The sequence below is a fragment of the Dickeya sp. NCPPB 3274 genome (assembly GCF_000406205.1).
GTDB lineage: Bacteria > Pseudomonadota > Gammaproteobacteria > Enterobacterales > Enterobacteriaceae > Dickeya > Dickeya fangzhongdai.
Genome location: NZ_CM001979.1, coordinates 358,603 through 375,961, shown reverse-complemented (window position 1 = coordinate 375,961; position 17,359 = coordinate 358,603). Strand labels below are relative to the sequence as shown.

The window sequence follows — 17,359 nt, the reverse complement described above, 5'->3', positions numbered from 1 at the left end:
CAGCCATGCATAACGTACTCATCATCAACGCCGGAAAATCCTTCGGTCATTCCAAAGGCGAACTCAACCGAACCCTGACGGATGTCGCCGCCTCTTTCCTGCGCGACAAAGGTCGCCACGTCCGCATCACCACCGTCGATGACGGTTACGACATCGAGCAGGAAGTACAGAATTTCCTGTGGGCCGATGCCGTCGTTTACCAGATGCCGGGCTGGTGGATGGGCGCGCCCTGGATCCTGAAAAAATACATCGACGAAGTGTTCACCGCCGGACATGGCGCCCTGTATGCCAGCGACGGCCGCACCCGCGCGGACGCCAGCAAGAAATACGGTTCCGGCGGACTGCTGCAGGGCAAACACTACCTGCTGTCGCTGACCTGGAACGCGCCGCTGGAAGCCTTTACCGACCCCGATCAGTTCTTCCACGGCGTCGGCGTGGATGGCGTGTACCTGCCGTTCCACAAGGCCAATCAGTTCATCGGCCTGTCGTCGCTGCCTACGTTCATCTGCAACGACGTCATCAAACAGCCGGACGTGGAACAGGACATCGCCCGCTACCGCGCGCACCTTGATCAGGTTTTCGCCTGATTCCGGCCACGTCGCCTTAATCTATCCTCGCCGATTTACCCTCGGCGCAGTATCCGCTTCACGACTAGAGCGGGTTCTGCGCCACTTTTTCGCTGAGGAAATCCAGAAAACTGACAATCCGACTGGCCAGTTCCGTATTGCGGTAGTACACCGCATTCACCGGCAAACGTCTGTCTAACGTTTCTTCCGCTAGCACCTGCACCAGTCGACCTGCCGCCACATCGTCCTGGGTCATAAAATCCGACAGCCTGACAATGCCCTCTCCCCGCAGCGCCAGTTGACGCAACATTTCACCGTTGGACGCCGCAATCGTCGGCACGATCGGGTAGTAATCGCCAAAAGCGCTGCGTAACGGCCAGAGATTGAGCGACTCCGACTGGGTAAACCCCAACAAGGTGTGGCCGCTCAATGCTTCCACGTTGAGCGGCGTACCGTGACGGTTCAGGTAAGCGGGACTTGCCAGAATCCGCAGCCGGGTGGAGCCCAGCAGCCGGGCATGGATGCTGGAATCACGCAGCTCGCCGATTCGAATCGCGACATCGGTATGCTGTGCCAGCAAATCGATAATCACGTCATCGGTATTCAGTTCCAGTGAAATACAGGGATAACGACGGCGAAACTCCGGAATCAGCGGCACGATCAAATGCTGCATGAATGACGCGGCGGCGTTGATACGCAACCGCCCGCTGGGCTTCCTGCGACGCAGCGCAATTTGCTCTTCCGCCAGTTCCACCGTCTGCAACACCTCCCGCGCATGTTGCAGGAATATCTGCCCTTCTTCCGACAACGCCAGACGGCGGGTGGTGCGATGCAGCAGCGTCATGCCGAGCTTACTTTCCAGGCGGCCCAGCGCCCGGCTGATCCCGGACGTGGTCTGCCCCAGTTGCGCGGCCGCGGCGGTGACGGACCCGCTGTCCACCACCACCACGAATGCCTGCATCTCTTCCAGCGTGACTTTCATCGTACCCGGGCGTCAGACGTCAAGCTCAGCCTTGTCGCCCTTCTCCTGCAGCCAGTTGCGGCGGTCTTCGGCGCGTTTTTTCGCCAGCAGCATGTCCATGGTCGCCAGCGTCTGTTCGATGTCCTGCTCATTAATAGTAAGCTGCACCAGACGGCGGGTATTGGGATCCAGCGTGGTTTCGCGCAACTGCATCGGGTTCATTTCCCCCAGCCCTTTGAAGCGTTGAACATTGGGCTTGCCTTTCTTGCGTTTGAGCTGTTCCAGAATGCCGGCTTTCTCTTCTTCATCCAGCGCGTAATAAACCTCTTTGCCGAGGTCGATACGGTACAGCGGCGGCATGGCGACATGCACATGACCACCCTGCACCAGCGCGCGAAAATGGCGCACGAACAACGCACACAGCAGCGTGGCGATGTGCAGCCCGTCCGAATCCGCATCCGCCAGAATACAGACCTTGCCGTAACGCAGCTGGCTCAGATCGTCGCTGTCCGGATCGATGCCGATCGCCACCGAAATATCATGCACTTCCTGCGACGCCAGCACTTCGTCGGACGACACTTCCCAGGTATTGAGGATCTTGCCCTTGAGCGGCATGATCGCCTGGTACTCGCGGTCGCGCGCCTGCTTGGCGGAGCCGCCCGCCGAGTCCCCTTCCACCAGGAACAGTTCGGTCTTGCTCAAATCCTGCGAGGTACAGTCGGCCAGTTTGCCGGGCAACGCCGGGCCGCTGGTCAGTTTCTTGCGCACCACTTTCTTGGCGGCGCGCATACGACGCTGGGCGCTGGAAATCGCCATCTCCGCCAGTTGCTCCGCCGCCTGCACGTTCTGGTTCAGCCACAGGCTGAACGCGTCTTTCACCACGCCGGAGACAAACGCCGCCGACTGGCGCGACGACAGTCGCTCTTTGGTCTGGCCGGCGAACTGCGGATCCTGCATCTTCAGCGACAGCACATAGGCGCAGCGCTCCCAGATGTCGTCGGCGCTAAGCTTGACGCCGCGCGGCAGTATATTGCGGAATTCGCAGAATTCGCGCATCGCGTCCAGCAACCCTTGCCGCAGCCCGTTGACGTGGGTACCGCCCTGTAAGGTCGGGATCAGGTTGACGTAGCTTTCGGTCAGCAGCTCGCCGCCTTCCGGCAGCCACAGCAGCGCCCATTCCACCGCTTCGGTGTCGCCGGGAATGGCGCCGACAAACGGCTTTTCCGGCAGCGTCGGCAGGCCGTTGACCGCTTCGCACAGGTAATCGCTAAGACCGCCCTGATAGCACCAGCGCTGTTCGGTGTCGTTTACGCCGTCTTTGAAGACGATTTCCACCCCCGGACACAGCACCGCTTTAGCTTTCAGCAGATGCGTCAGGGACAACACGGAAAAGCGCGGGCTGTCGAAGAATGACGCATCCGGCCAGAAATGCACCCGGGTGCCGGTGTTGCGGCGCCCACAGGTGCCGGTCACCGTCAGATCCTGTACTTTGTCGCCGTTTTCAAAAGCGATGTCGTAGACCTGACCGTCGCGGCGCACCGTTACCTCCACTCGGGTGGAGAGCGCGTTGACCACGGAAATCCCCACCCCGTGCAGGCCGCCGGAAAACTGGTAGTTTTTGTTGGAGAACTTGCCCCCGGCGTGCAGCCGGCACAGGATCAGCTCGACGGCGGGGACGCCCTCTTCCGGGTGGATATCCACCGGCATCCCGCGCCCGTCGTCAATCACTTCCAGCGACTGATCGGGGTGCAGAATCACGTCGATGCGACGGGCGTGACCGGCCAGCGCCTCATCGACGCTGTTATCAATGACCTCTTGTCCCAAATGGTTGGGACGGGTGGTATCGGTGTACATCCCCGGACGGCGGCGCACCGGCTCCAGCCCGCTGAGGACTTCAATCGCATCAGCGTTATAACTTGATTGCGTCATGGTTAGAATGAATGTTGTCGTTGTTTGAAAGTCAGACGGTATCCCGCGATTATACGTGGCGCAGGCACAACGCCAAGCGTCGATTATCAGGGTGAAAACGCCGTAAAAGCGCGTTAACCAGCCTGACATGACGGGATACGGGTGATGATGGGCGCCGACCGCTCACCGCGGCCGCGCCGGGATGAGTCAGTCCGCCGTCAGTCCGAGGAAATCGATAATCGGCGCAAAGTAATGTTCAAAACCCACAAACGCATGATTACCTCCGGACTCCACCGTCTGACGGCACGCGGTGTAATAAGCCACCGCCTGACGATAGTCCAGCACCTCATCCCCGGTTTGCAGCAGACACCACAGCAAATCCGGAGATTCCAGCGGCTCGACCTGCATCACCTTGAGATCGTAAATGTGCCGTGACTCTAACACATATTGCTCGCCGGTGTAGGGGTTCTGCTGATCCCCCAGGAAATCAAGCAGCAGCTCATAAGGCCGCACCGCGGGGTTGACCACCACCGCCGGCAGGCGAAAACGCTGCGACAGCCAGGTGGCGTAATAGCCGCCCATCGACGACCCGACCAGACCGAGCGGCCGCCCGGCGCGCTCCATAACCAGTTGCTCCACCAGCTCCGCCGCGTCCGCCGGGTAGGGCGGCAGCTGCGGCACCAGCATATCAATGTGGGGATGATGCAGCGCCAGCCACTGCTGCAACGCCGTGGCTTTCGCCGACAGAGGCGAGCTGTTGAAACCGTGAAGATAAAGCAGGGTGGGCATCAGTAACCGTCCGAATCCATATCTGGCAGAAATTCATTCCCTTCAAGGCGGCACACCCGGGTTTCAACCCCGCCATCCGGCAACAATTCCAGATAGCGCCAGCCGGGCGCGACATTATCAATGGTGAAGCTGGTGCAGTGCGGCTTGAATTGCACGCAGGTCGAGGGCGTCGCCAGCAGGCGGCGGCCGTTCCAGTCCAGATCCAATTCCTGATGAATATGGCCGCACAGCACGGTGCGCACGCGCGGGAAACGGGCCAGCAGCGCGTCCAGACTGTGGGCATTGCGCAGGCTGTGCTGATCCAACCAGGTGCAGCCTGACGGCAACGGATGATGGTGCAGCATCAGCAGCGTATGGCGTTCCGGCTGGCTTTGCAGGCTGCGCTCCAGCCACTCCAACTGGTACTCGCTCAGCTCGCCGTGCGGCACGCCGAACACCTGGCTGTCCAGCAGAATCACCTGCCAGTGTTCACCCAGCAACACGTGTTTGGAAGGCGCTATCCCCGACCGGGCCAGCACATCCACCATCGCGGGCTGAAAGTCGTGGTTGCCGGGCAACCAGACACAAGGCGCATTGAAGCGACGGATACCATCGGCGAAACGCGTGTAGGCTTCCTGCGTATGGTCCTGCGCCAAATCCCCTGTGGCGGTGATCAGATCGAAATCGGATTGCTGGGCGGCGATGGCGTCCAGCACCGCCTGATAACTGCGGTAAGTATCAACGCCGAGCAGCGTTCCCCGCTCGCCGGCAAAAAGGTGGGTATCTGTTATTTGTAAAATCCTGATTCTGGCCCCACGCGCCACAGGAAGTGTCAACAGGCTTTCCAAATAGTGTCCTTGGGTCTTTGCAATTTGCCTAACAAATCGATCTATACCCTCAATAATTCGGGTTGCAGCCAGGCGACAACCGGGGTGAATGACAAATCGACGTCGCCGATTTGAACGCTGCTGGCAGCGGCCCCCAAGGGGCGAGCCCCGGAAACGAGCCGGGTAACGCGGCCAACGCACCTGCAACCTGAAGTACGACGGGTATATCTAACAAACAGGAACCGACATTGAACCACACGCCAGGCAATATCTTAGCCAATCGGCAAGAAACTGATTAATCTGATGCTTTTCGTCACGTTGATGTAACTTCTTGTTCGGATAATCATAACGTGCCTTAAAGCGGAAGATCTGCTGACTGGAACACACTTCCGCAACCATCGCATCGTAATACAGCCGCACCACCAGCGTCGGCAGGCTCCAGTAACTGACCGACGGCGCAATCTGCTGGATCTCCACCAGCGCGGTATACCGCGTAGACTCCAGAATCGTTAAACGGTAGCTGGCGTTATGGACCTGATAAACCACCGCCGCGCCCACCTCTTCATTACGGGGAAGCAGGCGGCGTAGCTGCGCGAAGTTGATTTCGCTGAGCCGCATCATTTCCGGGAAATCCGGGACATAGCGCTTCATCATCCGTCCACCCAGTCTTTTTTTAATGTCTCATGGTGCAATGCCAACCATTGCAAGGCAATGACAGAGGCGGCGTTGTCAATAATCCCCTGTTCCACCCATTGATAGCTTTGTTCGCGGCTGACTACATGCACGCGAATGTCCTCGTTTTCCTCGGCCAGCCCGTGAATGCCGCTGGCGGCGGCGGCGTCCACCTCGCCGACCCAGATAGCCAGCCGTTCGCTGGTGCCGCCGGGACTAGCCAGATAACTGAGCGCCGGACGACAACGCTTCACCACCAGCCCCGCTTCTTCCTGCGCTTCGCGGCGGGCAACCTCTTCCAGGCTTTCGCCCGGCTCGATCATACCGGCCACCAGTTCGAACAACCACGGCGACGTGCTGGTGTCGTAGGCGGCGATGCGAATCTGTTCGATCAACACCACTTCATCGCGCACCGGGTCATAGGGCAACAACACCACCGCATGGCCGCGCTCCAGAATTTCCCGGCTGACTTCGCCGCTCATGCCGCCGTTGAACAAGCGGTGGCGAAAGCGATAGCGTTGCAGCGAAAAAAAACCCTTGTAGAGCGTTTCGCGTGCAATAATTTCTACATCATCTTTGGTAAAAGTACCGTGTTTAGTAAAAGTACCGGGATGCGTATCTGAGGACGCCATAAACTCAACTCCTGTGAACAACACGGCAGACGAGCCACTTTTGTGTGGCGAAAACGTGGACAGGTGTTCACCGTTTTGTGCAATATTCATCATGCAATCGTGCCAGCCCGATACGGATAATCAGGTGCGGAAAGTCTACCAGCAAGAATGAGGCGTTCCCGGTATTAACGCAATGCCTTTGCGACACCCGGAAACGGCGATTCTGCCGGGGCGGCCTCTGGCAGGCTGCCGGGCATTGTGCCCAGCCACAAGCCGCTAAGTAAAATAGGCTTTTGGGATAACCGCAAGGAAAAGATGGCACATTCAGCCACCTAATTCGATTGGTCGATTCTGATAGAATCGACAGGTATATCGTCTCCAGATGGCGCAACCAAGAAACTTTGCTGCACAACAAGGAATGCAAATGAAGAAACTGCTCCCACTTCTCATCAGCCTGGGTCTGGGCGGCTTTAGCGCCGTAAGTCAGGCCGAAGACTTGTTACAGGTTTACCAGCAGGCCAAAACGACTAATCCGGATTTACGCAGCGCTGCCGCCAACCGAGACGCTGCCTTTGAGAAAATTAATGAAGCCCGTTCGTCCCTGCTGCCGCAGCTGGGTTTGGGCGCGGATTACACCTACAACAGCGGGTACCGCGACCGCAAAGACATTAACAGTAATGCGACCAGCGCCTCGCTGCAGTTGACCCAGTCAATCTTCAATATGTCGCTGTGGCGCGCTTTGACGCTGCAGGAAAAACAGGCCGGCATTCAGGACGTCAGCTACCAGACATCCCAGCAGACGCTGCTGCTCAATACCGCGACCGCTTATTTCAGCGTGCTGCGCGCTATTGATTCGTTGTCTTACGTCAGCGCCCAGAAACAGTCGATTTACCGCGAACTGGACCAGACCACCCAACGTTTCAACGTCGGCCTGGTCGCCATCACCGACGTGCAGAACGCCCGCGCCCAGTATGACAGCGTGCTGGCGAGCGAAGTGACCGCGCGCAACAATCTGGACAACGCGATGGAAACCCTGCGCCAGGTGACCGGTCAGTTCTACCCGCAACTGGCGGGACTGAATATCGATCGCTTCAGCCCGCAGAAACCCGATGCGGTGAATGGCCTGCTGAAAGAAGCGGAAAACCGTAACCTCAGCTTGTTGTCGGCTCGCCTGAGTCAGGATCTGGCGCGCGAGCAGATTCGTTCCGCGGAAAGCGGCCATCTGCCGACGCTGAATCTGACCGCCTCCACCGGCGTCACCAATACCGATTACTCCGGTTCCCGCGCGGTAGGCGACAATTTCAACAACACCTATGTGGGCCAGAATCAGGTCGGGCTGAGCTTCTCCCTGCCGATCTACAGCGGCGGCGGCACCTCATCCAGAGTGAAACAGGCGCAACACAGCTTTGTGGCATCCAGCGAAAGCATGGAAAGCGCGCACCGCTCGGTCATTCAGACGCTGCGCTCCGCGCATAACAACATCTCTGCCTCCATCAGCAGCGTTAACGCTTACAAACAGGCGGTGATATCGGCGCAGAGCTCGTTGGACGCAATGGAAGCCGGTTATCAGGTGGGCACCCGTACCATCGTCGATGTGCTGGACGCCACCACCACGCTGTACAACGCCAAGCAGCAGTTGTCCGGCGCCCGTTATGACTACCTGATCAACCAGCTGAACCTCAAGCAGGCGCTCGGTACGTTGAACGAAGAGGACCTGCGCACCCTGAACGCCATGCTGGGTAAACCGGTATCTACGTCCGCCGCCATCGGCGACGATGCGCCGGCGCCGACAACTACGCCAGCGGCAGCAAAAACCGCCGCCAAGGCCAAGCCCTGATGCTTCGCAGGGGAACCCGGACGGGCTCCCCTGCGCTTTTCGTCCGCCGCATTCAGACAGGTTATGTCTTGTACACCGGCGCTTTACAATCTGTTCACCCTTCTCCTATTCTTAAACCCGCTTTAATACATGTAAATGATGGGCACGATGCCCTTTTGCTCTGGTATCAACTTTGTTCTGGGATTAACAATGAAAAGAACGTCAAACATCAACCACGCGCGTTTTCGCAAGCGCTGGGGTTACCGTATCGCACCGATCGCGCTGGCTGTCGGCGCCGTGTTTGTTCTCTCCGGTTGCGAGAAAACCGACGAAACCGTATCGCTTTACCAAAACGCGGACGACTGTTCCCGCGCCAATCCGTCCATGAAGGACCAGTGCACCACCACCTATAACAACGCCGTGAAAGAAGCGGAAAGAACCGCGCCCAAATACGCCACTCGTGAAGAGTGCGTGGCGGCCTTCGGCGAAAGTCAGTGTACGCAAAGCTCGACAACCGGCACTACGTCGGCGACCAACACTACGGCCAGCGCCGCGCCGCAGCAGAGCGGCAGTTTCTGGATGCCGTTGATGGCCGGTTTCATGATGGGCAAACTGATGGGCGGCAACAATTTTTCGCAGCAACCGGTGTTCAGCCCGCGTACCCCCAATAGCCCGGCTAACGGCAGCTATGTAGACGCCAGCGGCAAAAGCTATGGTTCCGCCACCGGGCGCCCCATTACCGTTCCTAAAGACGCGATGGCCCCCAAACCGACCTCCAGCGTCACGCCGTCCGGCATCACCACCACCCGCGGCGGCTTTGGCGATTCCGTTAACAAACTCAACAGCGCGCCCGCAGCCAACATGGCCGGCAATCAGGACAACGCTCGCTCCGCGACAAGCACGACGGGCAGCACATCCGCCAGCGGCGGCAGCACCCGTCAAACCAGCGGTGCGGCCCCGATTCGCCGCTCCTTCGGCGGTTAAGGTCACCGGCTATGAAACGTATTGCGATTCACGAACGCCCGAACTGGCAGGAAAAAGCGGCCGAGTATGGTTTTCAGTTTCACACCATGTATGGCGAACCCTACTGGTGTGAAGACGCCTACTATCAGTTTACGCTGGCGCAAATTGAAGAGCTGGAAGAGGCGACCGCCGAGCTGAACCAGATGTGCCTGCAGGTGGTCGATAAGGTGGTCAACAGCGAAGCGCTGCTGACCAAATTCCGCATTCCCCGCCACACCTGGGACTTCGTGCGCAGTTCGTGGCTGTCGCGCCAGCCGGCGCTTTATGCGCGGCTGGATTTGGCTTATGACGGCAAGAGCCCGGCCAGGTTGCTGGAAAACAACGCCGATACCCCAACGTCGTTGTACGAGTCGGCATTTTTTCAGTGGATCTGGCTGGAAGATCAGGTCAATGCCGGTCTCCTGCCGCAGCACGCGGATCAGTACAACAGCCTGCAGGAAAAGCTGATCGAACGCTTTGAATATCTGCGTACCCATCACGGTTTCGGCAATATGCATTTCACCTGCTGCCGGGACACCGAGGAAGATCGCGGTACGGTACAATACCTGCAGGATTGCGCGCAGGAAGCCGGCGTTCCTAGCCAGTTCCTGTACATTGATGAAATCGGGCTGGGAGACCGCGGGCAATTTACCGATCTACAGGACCACACCATCGGCAACCTGTTCAAGCTCTACCCGTGGGAATTCATGCTGCGCGAGACCTTCTCCACCAAATTGGCGGACGCTGGTGTGCGTTGGCTGGAGCCGGGCTGGAAAAGCGTAGTGTCCAACAAGGCGCTCTTGCCAATGCTGTGGCAGATGTTCCCCAACCACCCCAACCTGCTGCCGGCCTATTTCACCGAAGACAACCCGCCGGCAATGAGCGACTACGTGGTCAAACCGCTGTTTTCCCGCGAAGGCGCCAACATACAAATTTACCAGCAGGGCAAGCAGGTCGCCGCCGTGGACGGCCCCTACGGTGGAGAAGGCTCCATCGTGCAGCAATTCCACCCATTGCCCAGATTCAATGACAGCTACACGCTGATCGGCAGCTGGCTGGTGGGCGATACCCCTTGCGGTATCGGACTACGGGAAGACCGGGAATTGATTACCCAGGACTTATCTCGCTTCTATCCGCATATCATTCTGGATTAACGCCAACGCGTCTTGATGACACACATCGTCCTTCCGGGCGATGTGTGTTTTTAGCGGCCATAACGGTCAGGGTATTATCCGACCTGCACCGACATCATGCTGAGCGACCCCATCACAATGCCGTCCGTCGGCGTAGATACCGGTTCCTGACCATCCCAACTGCCGAGTACGTACAACAGCGGCAGGAAATGGTCCGGCGTCGGGTTGGACAGCGCCGCGTCATTGTGTTGCATGAAGTTCACCAACGGGTGCTCCGCCGCATCGCCCTGCCAGGCCAGATTACTGCGAACGAAATCGTTGAACGACGTCGCCCAGCCATACGGCGCGCCATCGCCGTTCCACTTAATCATCCGCAGGTTATGCACCACGTTGCCGCTGGCGACGATCATGATGCCTTCGTCACGCAATGCAGCCAGCTTACGGCCCAGTTCATAGTGATAGGCAGGCGGCTTGGTGCCGTCGACGCTAAGTTGCACCACCGGGATATCCGCCTCTGGATAAACCTTGATCAACACGCCCCAGGTGCCGTGATCCAGCCCCCACTCCTGATGATCCGCATACACCGACACCGGAGCCAGAGCGTCCTGCACCCGCTTAGCCACGTCCGGAGCGCCGGGCGCCGGGTACTGGGTATCAAATAACGCCTGCGGGAAGCCGCCGAAATCATGGATGGTACGCGGTTTATCCATCGCGGTGACTGCGGTGCCGCGGGTATACCAGTGTGCGGATACCGCTACGATCGCCTTCGGACGCGGCAGGGTTTCTCCCAGTTTACGCCAGGCCCGTGTGTAGTCATTTTCATCCAGCGCATTCATCGGGCTACCGTGGCCCAGAAACAGTGCTGGCATCCGGGAAGTGCTCATAGCAATATCCTTAGTAACAGTGGAGGTAACAAGTACCGATGGGGATTACTTTACCTCTACTGTTTCATCGATACAGTCGGATTCCCATGATGATGATTGTCAATAAATTTGACGGTTGCCGCATTCGGACACTAAACCGGCCGATAACGGCAGACTCGTCAGGAACGAGAATACGCGGAGGCTTCCAGCATTAACGCCTCATTAGGCCGAACACCGGTATAAAGGGCAAATTGCTCCAATGCCTGCAACGCGATGACCTGAGCACCGGTAATAACCGGTTTATCACATTTCCTGGCCAGTTGGATTAATGGCGTTTCCGCAGGAAAGGCTACAACATCAAAAATATGACTGGCGATGAGCACTTGTTCTTCGGTAAATGCCAGTTGATTTTGTTCTTTCCCGCCAGCCATGCCAACCGGCGTGACATTCACCAGAATATCCGCCTTTACACCTGAAGCATCCCGGCACCACTGAAAACCATATTTATTCGCCAGAGCAAGCCCGTTTTCTTCATTTCTTGCCAGAATCGTCACCTGCCGAAAATCACTATCACGGAATGCTGCCACAACCGCTTTAGCCATACCGCCGCTGCCTTTTATCAGCACATGCATGGTTTTATCTTTGAGGTGTTTCTCAATCAGATCTTTAACAGCAATATAATCGGTATTGTAAGCGGTCAAATGACCATTCTCATTGACAATGGTATTAACAGAATCTATCGCTTTGGCTGAATCCGACAGCGTATCAATAAAAGGAATGCAACTCTCTTTAAAAGGCATGGATACCGAACAGCCGCGGATTCCCAACGCCCGAACCCCTTTCACCGCATGCTCAATATCATTGGTGGTAAACGCTTTATATATAAAATCGAGATCAAGCTTTTGATAAAGGTAGTTATGAAATCGTGTACCAATATTACTTGGGCGGCCTGAGAGAGAAATACAAAGTTTCGTATCTTTATTCAGCATAGTAGGCTCCTCGTGTCATTTGTTTCAATGTATCACCGCAGCCAGCACCCGCAAGTCAATTGATCCCCCATGAATAGACTCGTCTGACAACACACGCATCAACCCGGGAACAAATAACGCACGTCCGGAAGGAAAAAATCAGAGAAAAATAGAACACACAGGCAATCGCACCTGCCACGCTGGGGATAGTCGGGAAGAGACAACCGTTGGTGTGCCTCACTTCGCTGTAAAGTACCTGAGACACACCAACGTATTGTTTTTGAAAAGAGTGAAGTTGACCGATAAGCCGGGTTCTGTCGTGGACAGCCATTCATCTAGGCCAGCGCTCGCGCACTGGCTCAAGCAGCCTACCCGGGTTCAGTACGGGCCGTACCATGTGAACCCCTATTTGGCCTTGCTCCGGGTGGAGTTTACCGTGCCACGGACTGTTGCCAGCCGCGCGGTGCGCTCTTACCGCACCCTTTCACCCTTACCTGATCCCGCTTGCGCGGGCCATCGGCGGTTTGCTCTCTGTTGCACTGGTCGTAGGCTTTCGCCTCCCAGGCGTTACCTGGCACCCTGCCCTATGGAGCCCGGACTTTCCTCCCCTCCGCCCGTCTTCCCCGAAAGGAACGACGACGAAGCGGCGACTGTCTGGTCAACTTCGGCGCGGATAATAGGGCAAATCGGCCGGCTTGTCATCTCTGATTATGCGTGACCGTCTTCCTGCTCCAGTCCGTAACGATAAAGGGCGTTCTTCTTCACGCCATGAATCTCCGCCGTCAGCGCCGCCGCCTTCTTCAGCGGCAACTCCGCCCGCAACAGTTGCAGCGTACGCAACGCCGCCGCAGACAGCGCCTCTTCGTCGGGCTGGTGTCCTTCCACGATCAACACCATCTCGCCTTTGCGGCGGTTTTCATCTTCCTGCACCCACGCCAGCAGTTCCGCCACCGGCGCGCCGTACAGCGACTCCCAGGTTTTGGTCAGCTCGCGCGCCAGCACGACGTAACGCTCAGGCCCCCAGACCTCGACCATATCCTGCAGGCTATCCAGCAACCGATGGGTTGATTCGTAGAAAATCAGGGTGCGCGGCTCTTCCAGCAGGTCGCGCAGCGTATCCTTACGCGCCTTGGTCTTAGCGGGCAGAAACCCTTCATAGCAAAAGCGATCCGACGGCAAGCCGGCGGCGGACAACGCGGTAATCGCCGCGCACGGCCCCGGCAGCGGCACCACGCGCACCCCGGCTTCACGACAGCGACGCACCAGATGATAGCCGGGATCGTTAATCAGCGGCGTACCGGCATCCGACACCAGCGCAATACTCATGCCCTGCTGCAACCGCGCCAGCAATTGCTCCGCCTTTTGCTGTTCATTGTGGTCATGGAGTGCGAACAGGCGCGCATTAATCGCGAAATGTTGTAACAATAAACCGGTATGACGGGTATCTTCTGCTGCAATAAGATCAACCTGTTGCAACACCGCCAACGCCCGCTGCGTGATATCCGCCAGATTGCCGATAGGCGTGGGAACAATGTAAAGCGTGGAGGCGGAAATCTGTGCTTGTTGGTCTTGATTCATTGTTTCATCCGGTTTGCCGATTTAATATTGAGCATCGTTAAAACATCACTGGATACAGTATGCTTCCGTTAAATTCTGTCCGTACCCATGCAGGCCGTCTGGTTCCTGTCATGCTGGCGGCACTGTTTCTCGCCGGCTGCCCCAGCCAGGCCCCGCAAGACACTGCGACCCAGCAGCACGTAGAGGGCAAAGCCGGCGCTTCTTCCGATTACTACCTGCAGCAGATGCAGCAAGGTGGTGATGATAGCAAGGCTGACTGGCAATTACTTGCGATTCATGCCCTGATTCAGGAAGGCAAACTCCCGCAGGCCAACGGTCAGTTGAACGCTTTGCCGTCGCAGTTGAACGACAAGCAGCGTCAGGAACAGCGCCTGCTGACCGCCGAACTGGCGGTCGCGCAGAACGATCTGAATGCCGCCAGCAGCACGCTGGCCCAGTTGGATGTGAAATCGCTGTCGCCCCAGCAGCAGGAACGCTACTACCAGACGCAAATCAAAGCCGCTCAGGATCGCCCGTCATTGACGCTGATCCGCGCCTACATTGGGCAGGAGCCGTTGTTGCAGGGCGACGCCCATCAGCGCAACATCGATCAGACCTGGGCCGCATTAACCCGCCTTACTCAGCAGGATCTCGGATCGATGGTGATCAATGTCGACGAAAATACCCTGCAAGGCTGGCTCGACCTGCTGAATCTGTGGCAGACCAAAGCTCAGGTTCCCTCTGACCTGCAGGCTGCGATAGAAGACTGGAAGAGACGTTATCCACGCCATCCGGCGGCCAAACAGCTGCCGTCGCAACTGGGCGGCACGCCGCCCGCCGCGGCCACGCAGCCGGGAGAGAGCGCCCCCGCCGGCAGTAACGCCATCGCGCTGCTGTTGCCGCTGAACGGGCAGGCGCAGGTATTCGCCAATGCTATTCAGCAAGGATTTAGCGCCGCCAGAAGCGGGCAGGCAACGCTGGCGATGCCGCCGCAGGTAGCACAGTCAGCCGCGCCTGCCGAGGCGGCCAGCACCGCTGCGCCGGCTACACCATCGACAGAGGCGAATACCCCGCCACTGTCCTCCACAGCGGCTGTCTCCACGCCTGTTGCAACGGCAACCGCCGTTCCGGCGATTGCGCCGACAGCGGCCGGCAGCATTCCGGTGAAAGTCTACGACACCTCCAATCAGGCGTTGGCAAGCGTGATTGCTCAGGCGCAGAAAGACGGCGCCACTACCATTGTCGGTCCGCTGCTCAAAAACGAGGTGGAACAGCTACCGGGACTTAACCCGTCCCTGAATGTGCTGGCGCTGAACCAGCCGGAACATATCCAGCCTAATCCGAATATCTGCTATTTCGCTCTGTCGCCGGAAGACGAAGCCGTCGACGCGGCGCAATTCATTCACAAGCAGGGTAAGCAGCATCCGCTGATTCTGGCGCCGCGCGGTAATCTGGGAGACAGGGTGGTAGCCGCTTTCGCCAAGTCCTGGCAACAGCAGGCAGGCGGCGTGGTATTGCAGCAGCGTACCGGCGGCGTGTATGACCTGAAACAGGCGCTCAACAGCGGCGCAGGTATCCCGCTCAACGGCCAACCGGTTATCATAGCGGCTTCCGCTCCACAGTCCTCCACCACGGTTGGCGGGCTGACCATACCGAATCAGGCGCCGCCGATCGCCACCGTCACCAGCGACGGCAACGTGGATGCGGTTTATATCATCGCCACGCCGGATGAACTGACGCTGCTCAAACCGATGATCGACATGCGCAACAAAGGCGCGGTGCGCCCGGCGCTCTACGCCAGCTCTCGCAGCTATCAGGCCGGCTTGGGGCCGGATTTCCGGTTTGAAATGGAAGGGCTGCAGTTCAGCGATATTCCGCTGTTGACTGGCGCCAGCCCGGCGCTGATGCAGCAAGTCAGCACGCAGTTCCGCAACGATTACTCGCTGGTGCGGCTGTTTGCCATGGGGATGGACGCCTGGAAACTGGCCAGCAACTTCGCGCAGTTGCACCAGTCGGGAAATTCGTTGTCCGGTGCGACTGGTGTGCTGAGCACCTCGCCGGATTGCGTCGTCAACCGTAAACTCACCTGGCTGCAGTTCCGTCAGGGGCAACTGGTGCCCGCCTCCTGAACCGGCGCATCACCGGCGATCGCTACGAACAACTGGCCCGACGCCATCTCGAACGCGCCGGGCTGATGTTTGTAGCCGCCAACGTGACGGTGCGCGGCGGTGAACTGGACCTGATTATGCGCGATGGCGGCACCTGGGTCTTCGTTGAGGTTCGTTATCGCCGCAACAGCGACTTTGGCGGCGCAGTGGCCAGTATTACCCGGCAAAAACAGCGATCGTTGCTGCACGCCGCAGCGGTGTGGCTGTCCCGTCAGGGCGCCAGTCTCGATTCCACCGATTGTCGCTTTGATGTACTGGCCGTAACCGGCCCGCAGGTGGAATGGTTGCCCAACGCGTTTGGGCAGTCTGAGTAACATCATGATTTTCAACTTCAAAACAGGTTAACAGAACGTGCTGGAGAGAATTAAAGTCTGTTTCACGGAAAGCATTCAAACCCAAATCGCCGCTGCGGAAGCGCTACCGGACGCCATTTCGCGCGCCGCCCTGGCGATGGTGCAGTCGCTGCTCAATGGCAACAAAATCCTGTGCTGTGGTAACGGTACATCTGCCGCCAACGCACAGCATTTTGCCGCCAGTATGATTAATCGTTTTGAAACCGAGCGGCCCAGTCTGCCGGCGATTGCACTTAATGCCGATAACGTGGTCTTAACGGCTATCGCCAACGATCGCCTGCATGAAGAAGTCTACGCCAAGCAGGTACGGGCGCTGGGTCAGGCGGGCGACGTGCTGCTGGCGATATCCACGCGCGGCAACAGCCGTGATATCGTCAAAGCGGTGGAAGCCGCCGTCACGCGGGACATGACCATTGTGGCCCTGACCGGCTATGATGGCGGTGAGCTGGCGGGCTTGCTGGGCCAGCAGGATGTGGAAATTCGCATCCCGTCACACCGCAGCGCCCGCATTCAGGAAATGCATATGCTGACCGTCAACTGTTTGTGCGATTTGATTGATAACACGCTTTTCCCACACCAGAACGATTAAGGAGCACTCCATGAGGATCTACTCTTGCATTGCCGTGCTGTCTGCCTGTCTGATGCTACAGGGCTGTATTGGCGCTGTCGCGATTGGCAGCGCGGCGGTTGCAACCAAATCCGCGACCGATCCACGGACTGTCGGCACTCAGGTCGACGACGGCACGCTGGAAGTCAGGGTATCCAACGCGCTGAGTAAAGACACGCAATTAAGCAAAGAAGCGCGGATCTCCGCAACCGCCTATCAGGGCAAAGTGCTGTTGACCGGTCAGGCTCCTTCGACCGAGCTGGCCAGCCGGGCCAAACAGATCGCCATGGGTGTGGAAGGCACTACCGAGGTGTATAACGAAATCCGCAAAGGCACGCCGATTTCGCTGGGCACCGCGTCCATGGATACCTGGATCACCACCAAAGTGCGTTCTCAGCTGCTGACCAGCGACACCGTGAAATCCTCCAACGTGAAGGTCACCACCGAAAATGGCGAAGTCTTCCTGCTGGGTCTGGTGACGCGCCGTGAAGCAACGTCAGCGGCCCAGATCGCCAGCAGGGTCGGCAGTGTCAAACACGTGACGACTGCGTTCAGCTACCTCGACTAACCCCCCCGCTC

Annotated in this window: 17 protein-coding genes and 1 other RNA gene; 8 read left to right on the top strand and 10 right to left on the bottom strand. The window is 58.1% G+C overall.

Annotated elements, in window-relative coordinates; genetic code table 11:
* The first annotated feature begins 5 nt into the window (after positions 1 to 5).
* Positions 6 to 587, top strand: a complete 582-nt coding sequence (locus DXX3274_RS02390) for an NAD(P)H-dependent oxidoreductase (protein WP_042858372.1) — start codon at positions 6 to 8, stop codon at positions 585 to 587.
* 64 nt (positions 588 to 651) lie between these two features.
* Here the strand turns inward: DXX3274_RS02390 and DXX3274_RS02385 are convergent, their stop codons facing one another.
* From DXX3274_RS02385 to nudF, 6 genes are all read right to left on the bottom strand, one after another.
* Entirely contained in the window at positions 652 to 1,548 is an 897-nt protein-coding gene (locus DXX3274_RS02385) for a LysR substrate-binding domain-containing protein (protein WP_042858371.1), read from the bottom strand.
* A gap of 12 nt (positions 1,549 to 1,560) precedes the next feature.
* Entirely contained in the window at positions 1,561 to 3,456 is a 1,896-nt protein-coding gene (parE, locus tag DXX3274_RS02380; protein WP_042858370.1) for a DNA topoisomerase IV subunit B, read from the bottom strand.
* A 186-nt stretch (positions 3,457 to 3,642) separates the two neighbouring features.
* Positions 3,643 to 4,224 carry an esterase YqiA gene (gene yqiA, locus DXX3274_RS02375; protein WP_042858369.1) on the bottom strand — a complete coding sequence of 194 codons (582 nt, stop codon included), beginning with the start codon at positions 4,222 to 4,224 and terminating at the stop codon, positions 3,643 to 3,645.
* Positions 4,224 to 5,051, bottom strand: coding sequence for a 3',5'-cyclic-AMP phosphodiesterase (gene cpdA, locus DXX3274_RS02370; RefSeq protein ID WP_042858368.1), 828 nt, complete (start codon positions 5,049 to 5,051; stop codon positions 4,224 to 4,226). The genes yqiA and cpdA overlap by 1 nt, the downstream gene beginning before the upstream one ends.
* A gap of 207 nt (positions 5,052 to 5,258) precedes the next feature.
* Entirely contained in the window at positions 5,259 to 5,684 is a 426-nt protein-coding gene (locus DXX3274_RS02365; RefSeq protein ID WP_042858367.1) for a DUF1249 family protein, read from the bottom strand.
* Positions 5,681 to 6,334, bottom strand: coding sequence for an ADP-ribose diphosphatase (gene nudF / locus DXX3274_RS02360; RefSeq protein WP_042858366.1), 654 nt, complete (start codon positions 6,332 to 6,334; stop codon positions 5,681 to 5,683). The genes DXX3274_RS02365 and nudF overlap by 4 nt, the downstream gene beginning before the upstream one ends.
* Positions 6,335 to 6,737: 403 nt before the next feature.
* On the opposite strand from nudF, the gene tolC reads away from it, so the two are divergent.
* The 3 genes from tolC to DXX3274_RS02345 all read left to right on the top strand — a co-directional run bounded on the left by tolC (position 6,738) and on the right by DXX3274_RS02345 (position 10,285).
* The gene (gene tolC / locus DXX3274_RS02355) at positions 6,738 to 8,150 is read left to right on the top strand and encodes an outer membrane channel protein TolC (protein ID WP_042858363.1); all 1,413 of its coding nucleotides are present in this window, start codon (positions 6,738 to 6,740) and stop codon (positions 8,148 to 8,150) included.
* A 189-nt stretch (positions 8,151 to 8,339) separates the two neighbouring features.
* Positions 8,340 to 9,113, top strand: a complete 774-nt coding sequence (locus DXX3274_RS02350) for a DUF1190 family protein (RefSeq protein WP_042858362.1) — start codon at positions 8,340 to 8,342, stop codon at positions 9,111 to 9,113.
* 11 nt (positions 9,114 to 9,124) lie between these two features.
* Positions 9,125 to 10,285, top strand: coding sequence for a glutathionylspermidine synthase family protein (locus tag DXX3274_RS02345; protein WP_042858361.1), 1,161 nt, complete (start codon positions 9,125 to 9,127; stop codon positions 10,283 to 10,285).
* Between the two features lie 74 nt (positions 10,286 to 10,359).
* On the opposite strand, the gene ygiD is transcribed toward DXX3274_RS02345, so the two are convergent.
* From ygiD to rsmI, 4 genes are all read right to left on the bottom strand, one after another.
* Positions 10,360 to 11,148 carry a 4,5-DOPA dioxygenase extradiol gene (ygiD, locus tag DXX3274_RS02340; RefSeq protein ID WP_042858360.1) on the bottom strand — a complete coding sequence of 263 codons (789 nt, stop codon included), beginning with the start codon at positions 11,146 to 11,148 and terminating at the stop codon, positions 10,360 to 10,362.
* 158 nt (positions 11,149 to 11,306) lie between these two features.
* Positions 11,307 to 12,116: a shikimate 5-dehydrogenase gene (locus DXX3274_RS02335; RefSeq protein ID WP_042858358.1), complete on the bottom strand. Its 810-nt coding sequence runs from the start codon at positions 12,114 to 12,116 to the stop codon at positions 11,307 to 11,309.
* Positions 12,117 to 12,382: 266 nt separating this feature from the next.
* Positions 12,383 to 12,761, bottom strand: an RNA gene (gene rnpB / locus DXX3274_RS22445) — RNase P RNA component class A.
* A gap of 42 nt (positions 12,762 to 12,803) precedes the next feature.
* Positions 12,804 to 13,673, bottom strand: coding sequence for a 16S rRNA (cytidine(1402)-2'-O)-methyltransferase (gene rsmI / locus DXX3274_RS02330; protein WP_038917580.1), 870 nt, complete (start codon positions 13,671 to 13,673; stop codon positions 12,804 to 12,806).
* Between the two features lie 59 nt (positions 13,674 to 13,732).
* Here rsmI and DXX3274_RS02325 point away from each other — a divergent pair, with 59 nt between their 5' ends.
* From DXX3274_RS02325 to dolP, 4 genes are read left to right on the top strand one after another with little or no spacing between them, the layout of a single operon-like run.
* A complete protein-coding gene (locus DXX3274_RS02325) occupies positions 13,733 to 15,781 on the top strand; it encodes a penicillin-binding protein activator (protein WP_042858357.1) in 2,049 nt (682 codons plus the stop codon).
* Positions 15,778 to 16,134, top strand: coding sequence for a YraN family protein (locus tag DXX3274_RS02320; RefSeq protein WP_193747072.1), 357 nt, complete (start codon positions 15,778 to 15,780; stop codon positions 16,132 to 16,134). Before DXX3274_RS02325 ends, DXX3274_RS02320 begins: the two co-directional genes overlap by 4 nt.
* 37 nt (positions 16,135 to 16,171) lie before the next feature.
* Positions 16,172 to 16,762, top strand: coding sequence for a DnaA initiator-associating protein DiaA (gene diaA / locus DXX3274_RS02315; protein ID WP_013316039.1), 591 nt, complete (start codon positions 16,172 to 16,174; stop codon positions 16,760 to 16,762).
* A gap of 10 nt (positions 16,763 to 16,772) precedes the next feature.
* Positions 16,773 to 17,348, top strand: coding sequence for a division/outer membrane stress-associated lipid-binding lipoprotein (gene dolP, locus DXX3274_RS02310; protein ID WP_042858355.1), 576 nt, complete (start codon positions 16,773 to 16,775; stop codon positions 17,346 to 17,348).
* Positions 17,349 to 17,359: the final 11 nt, after the last annotated feature.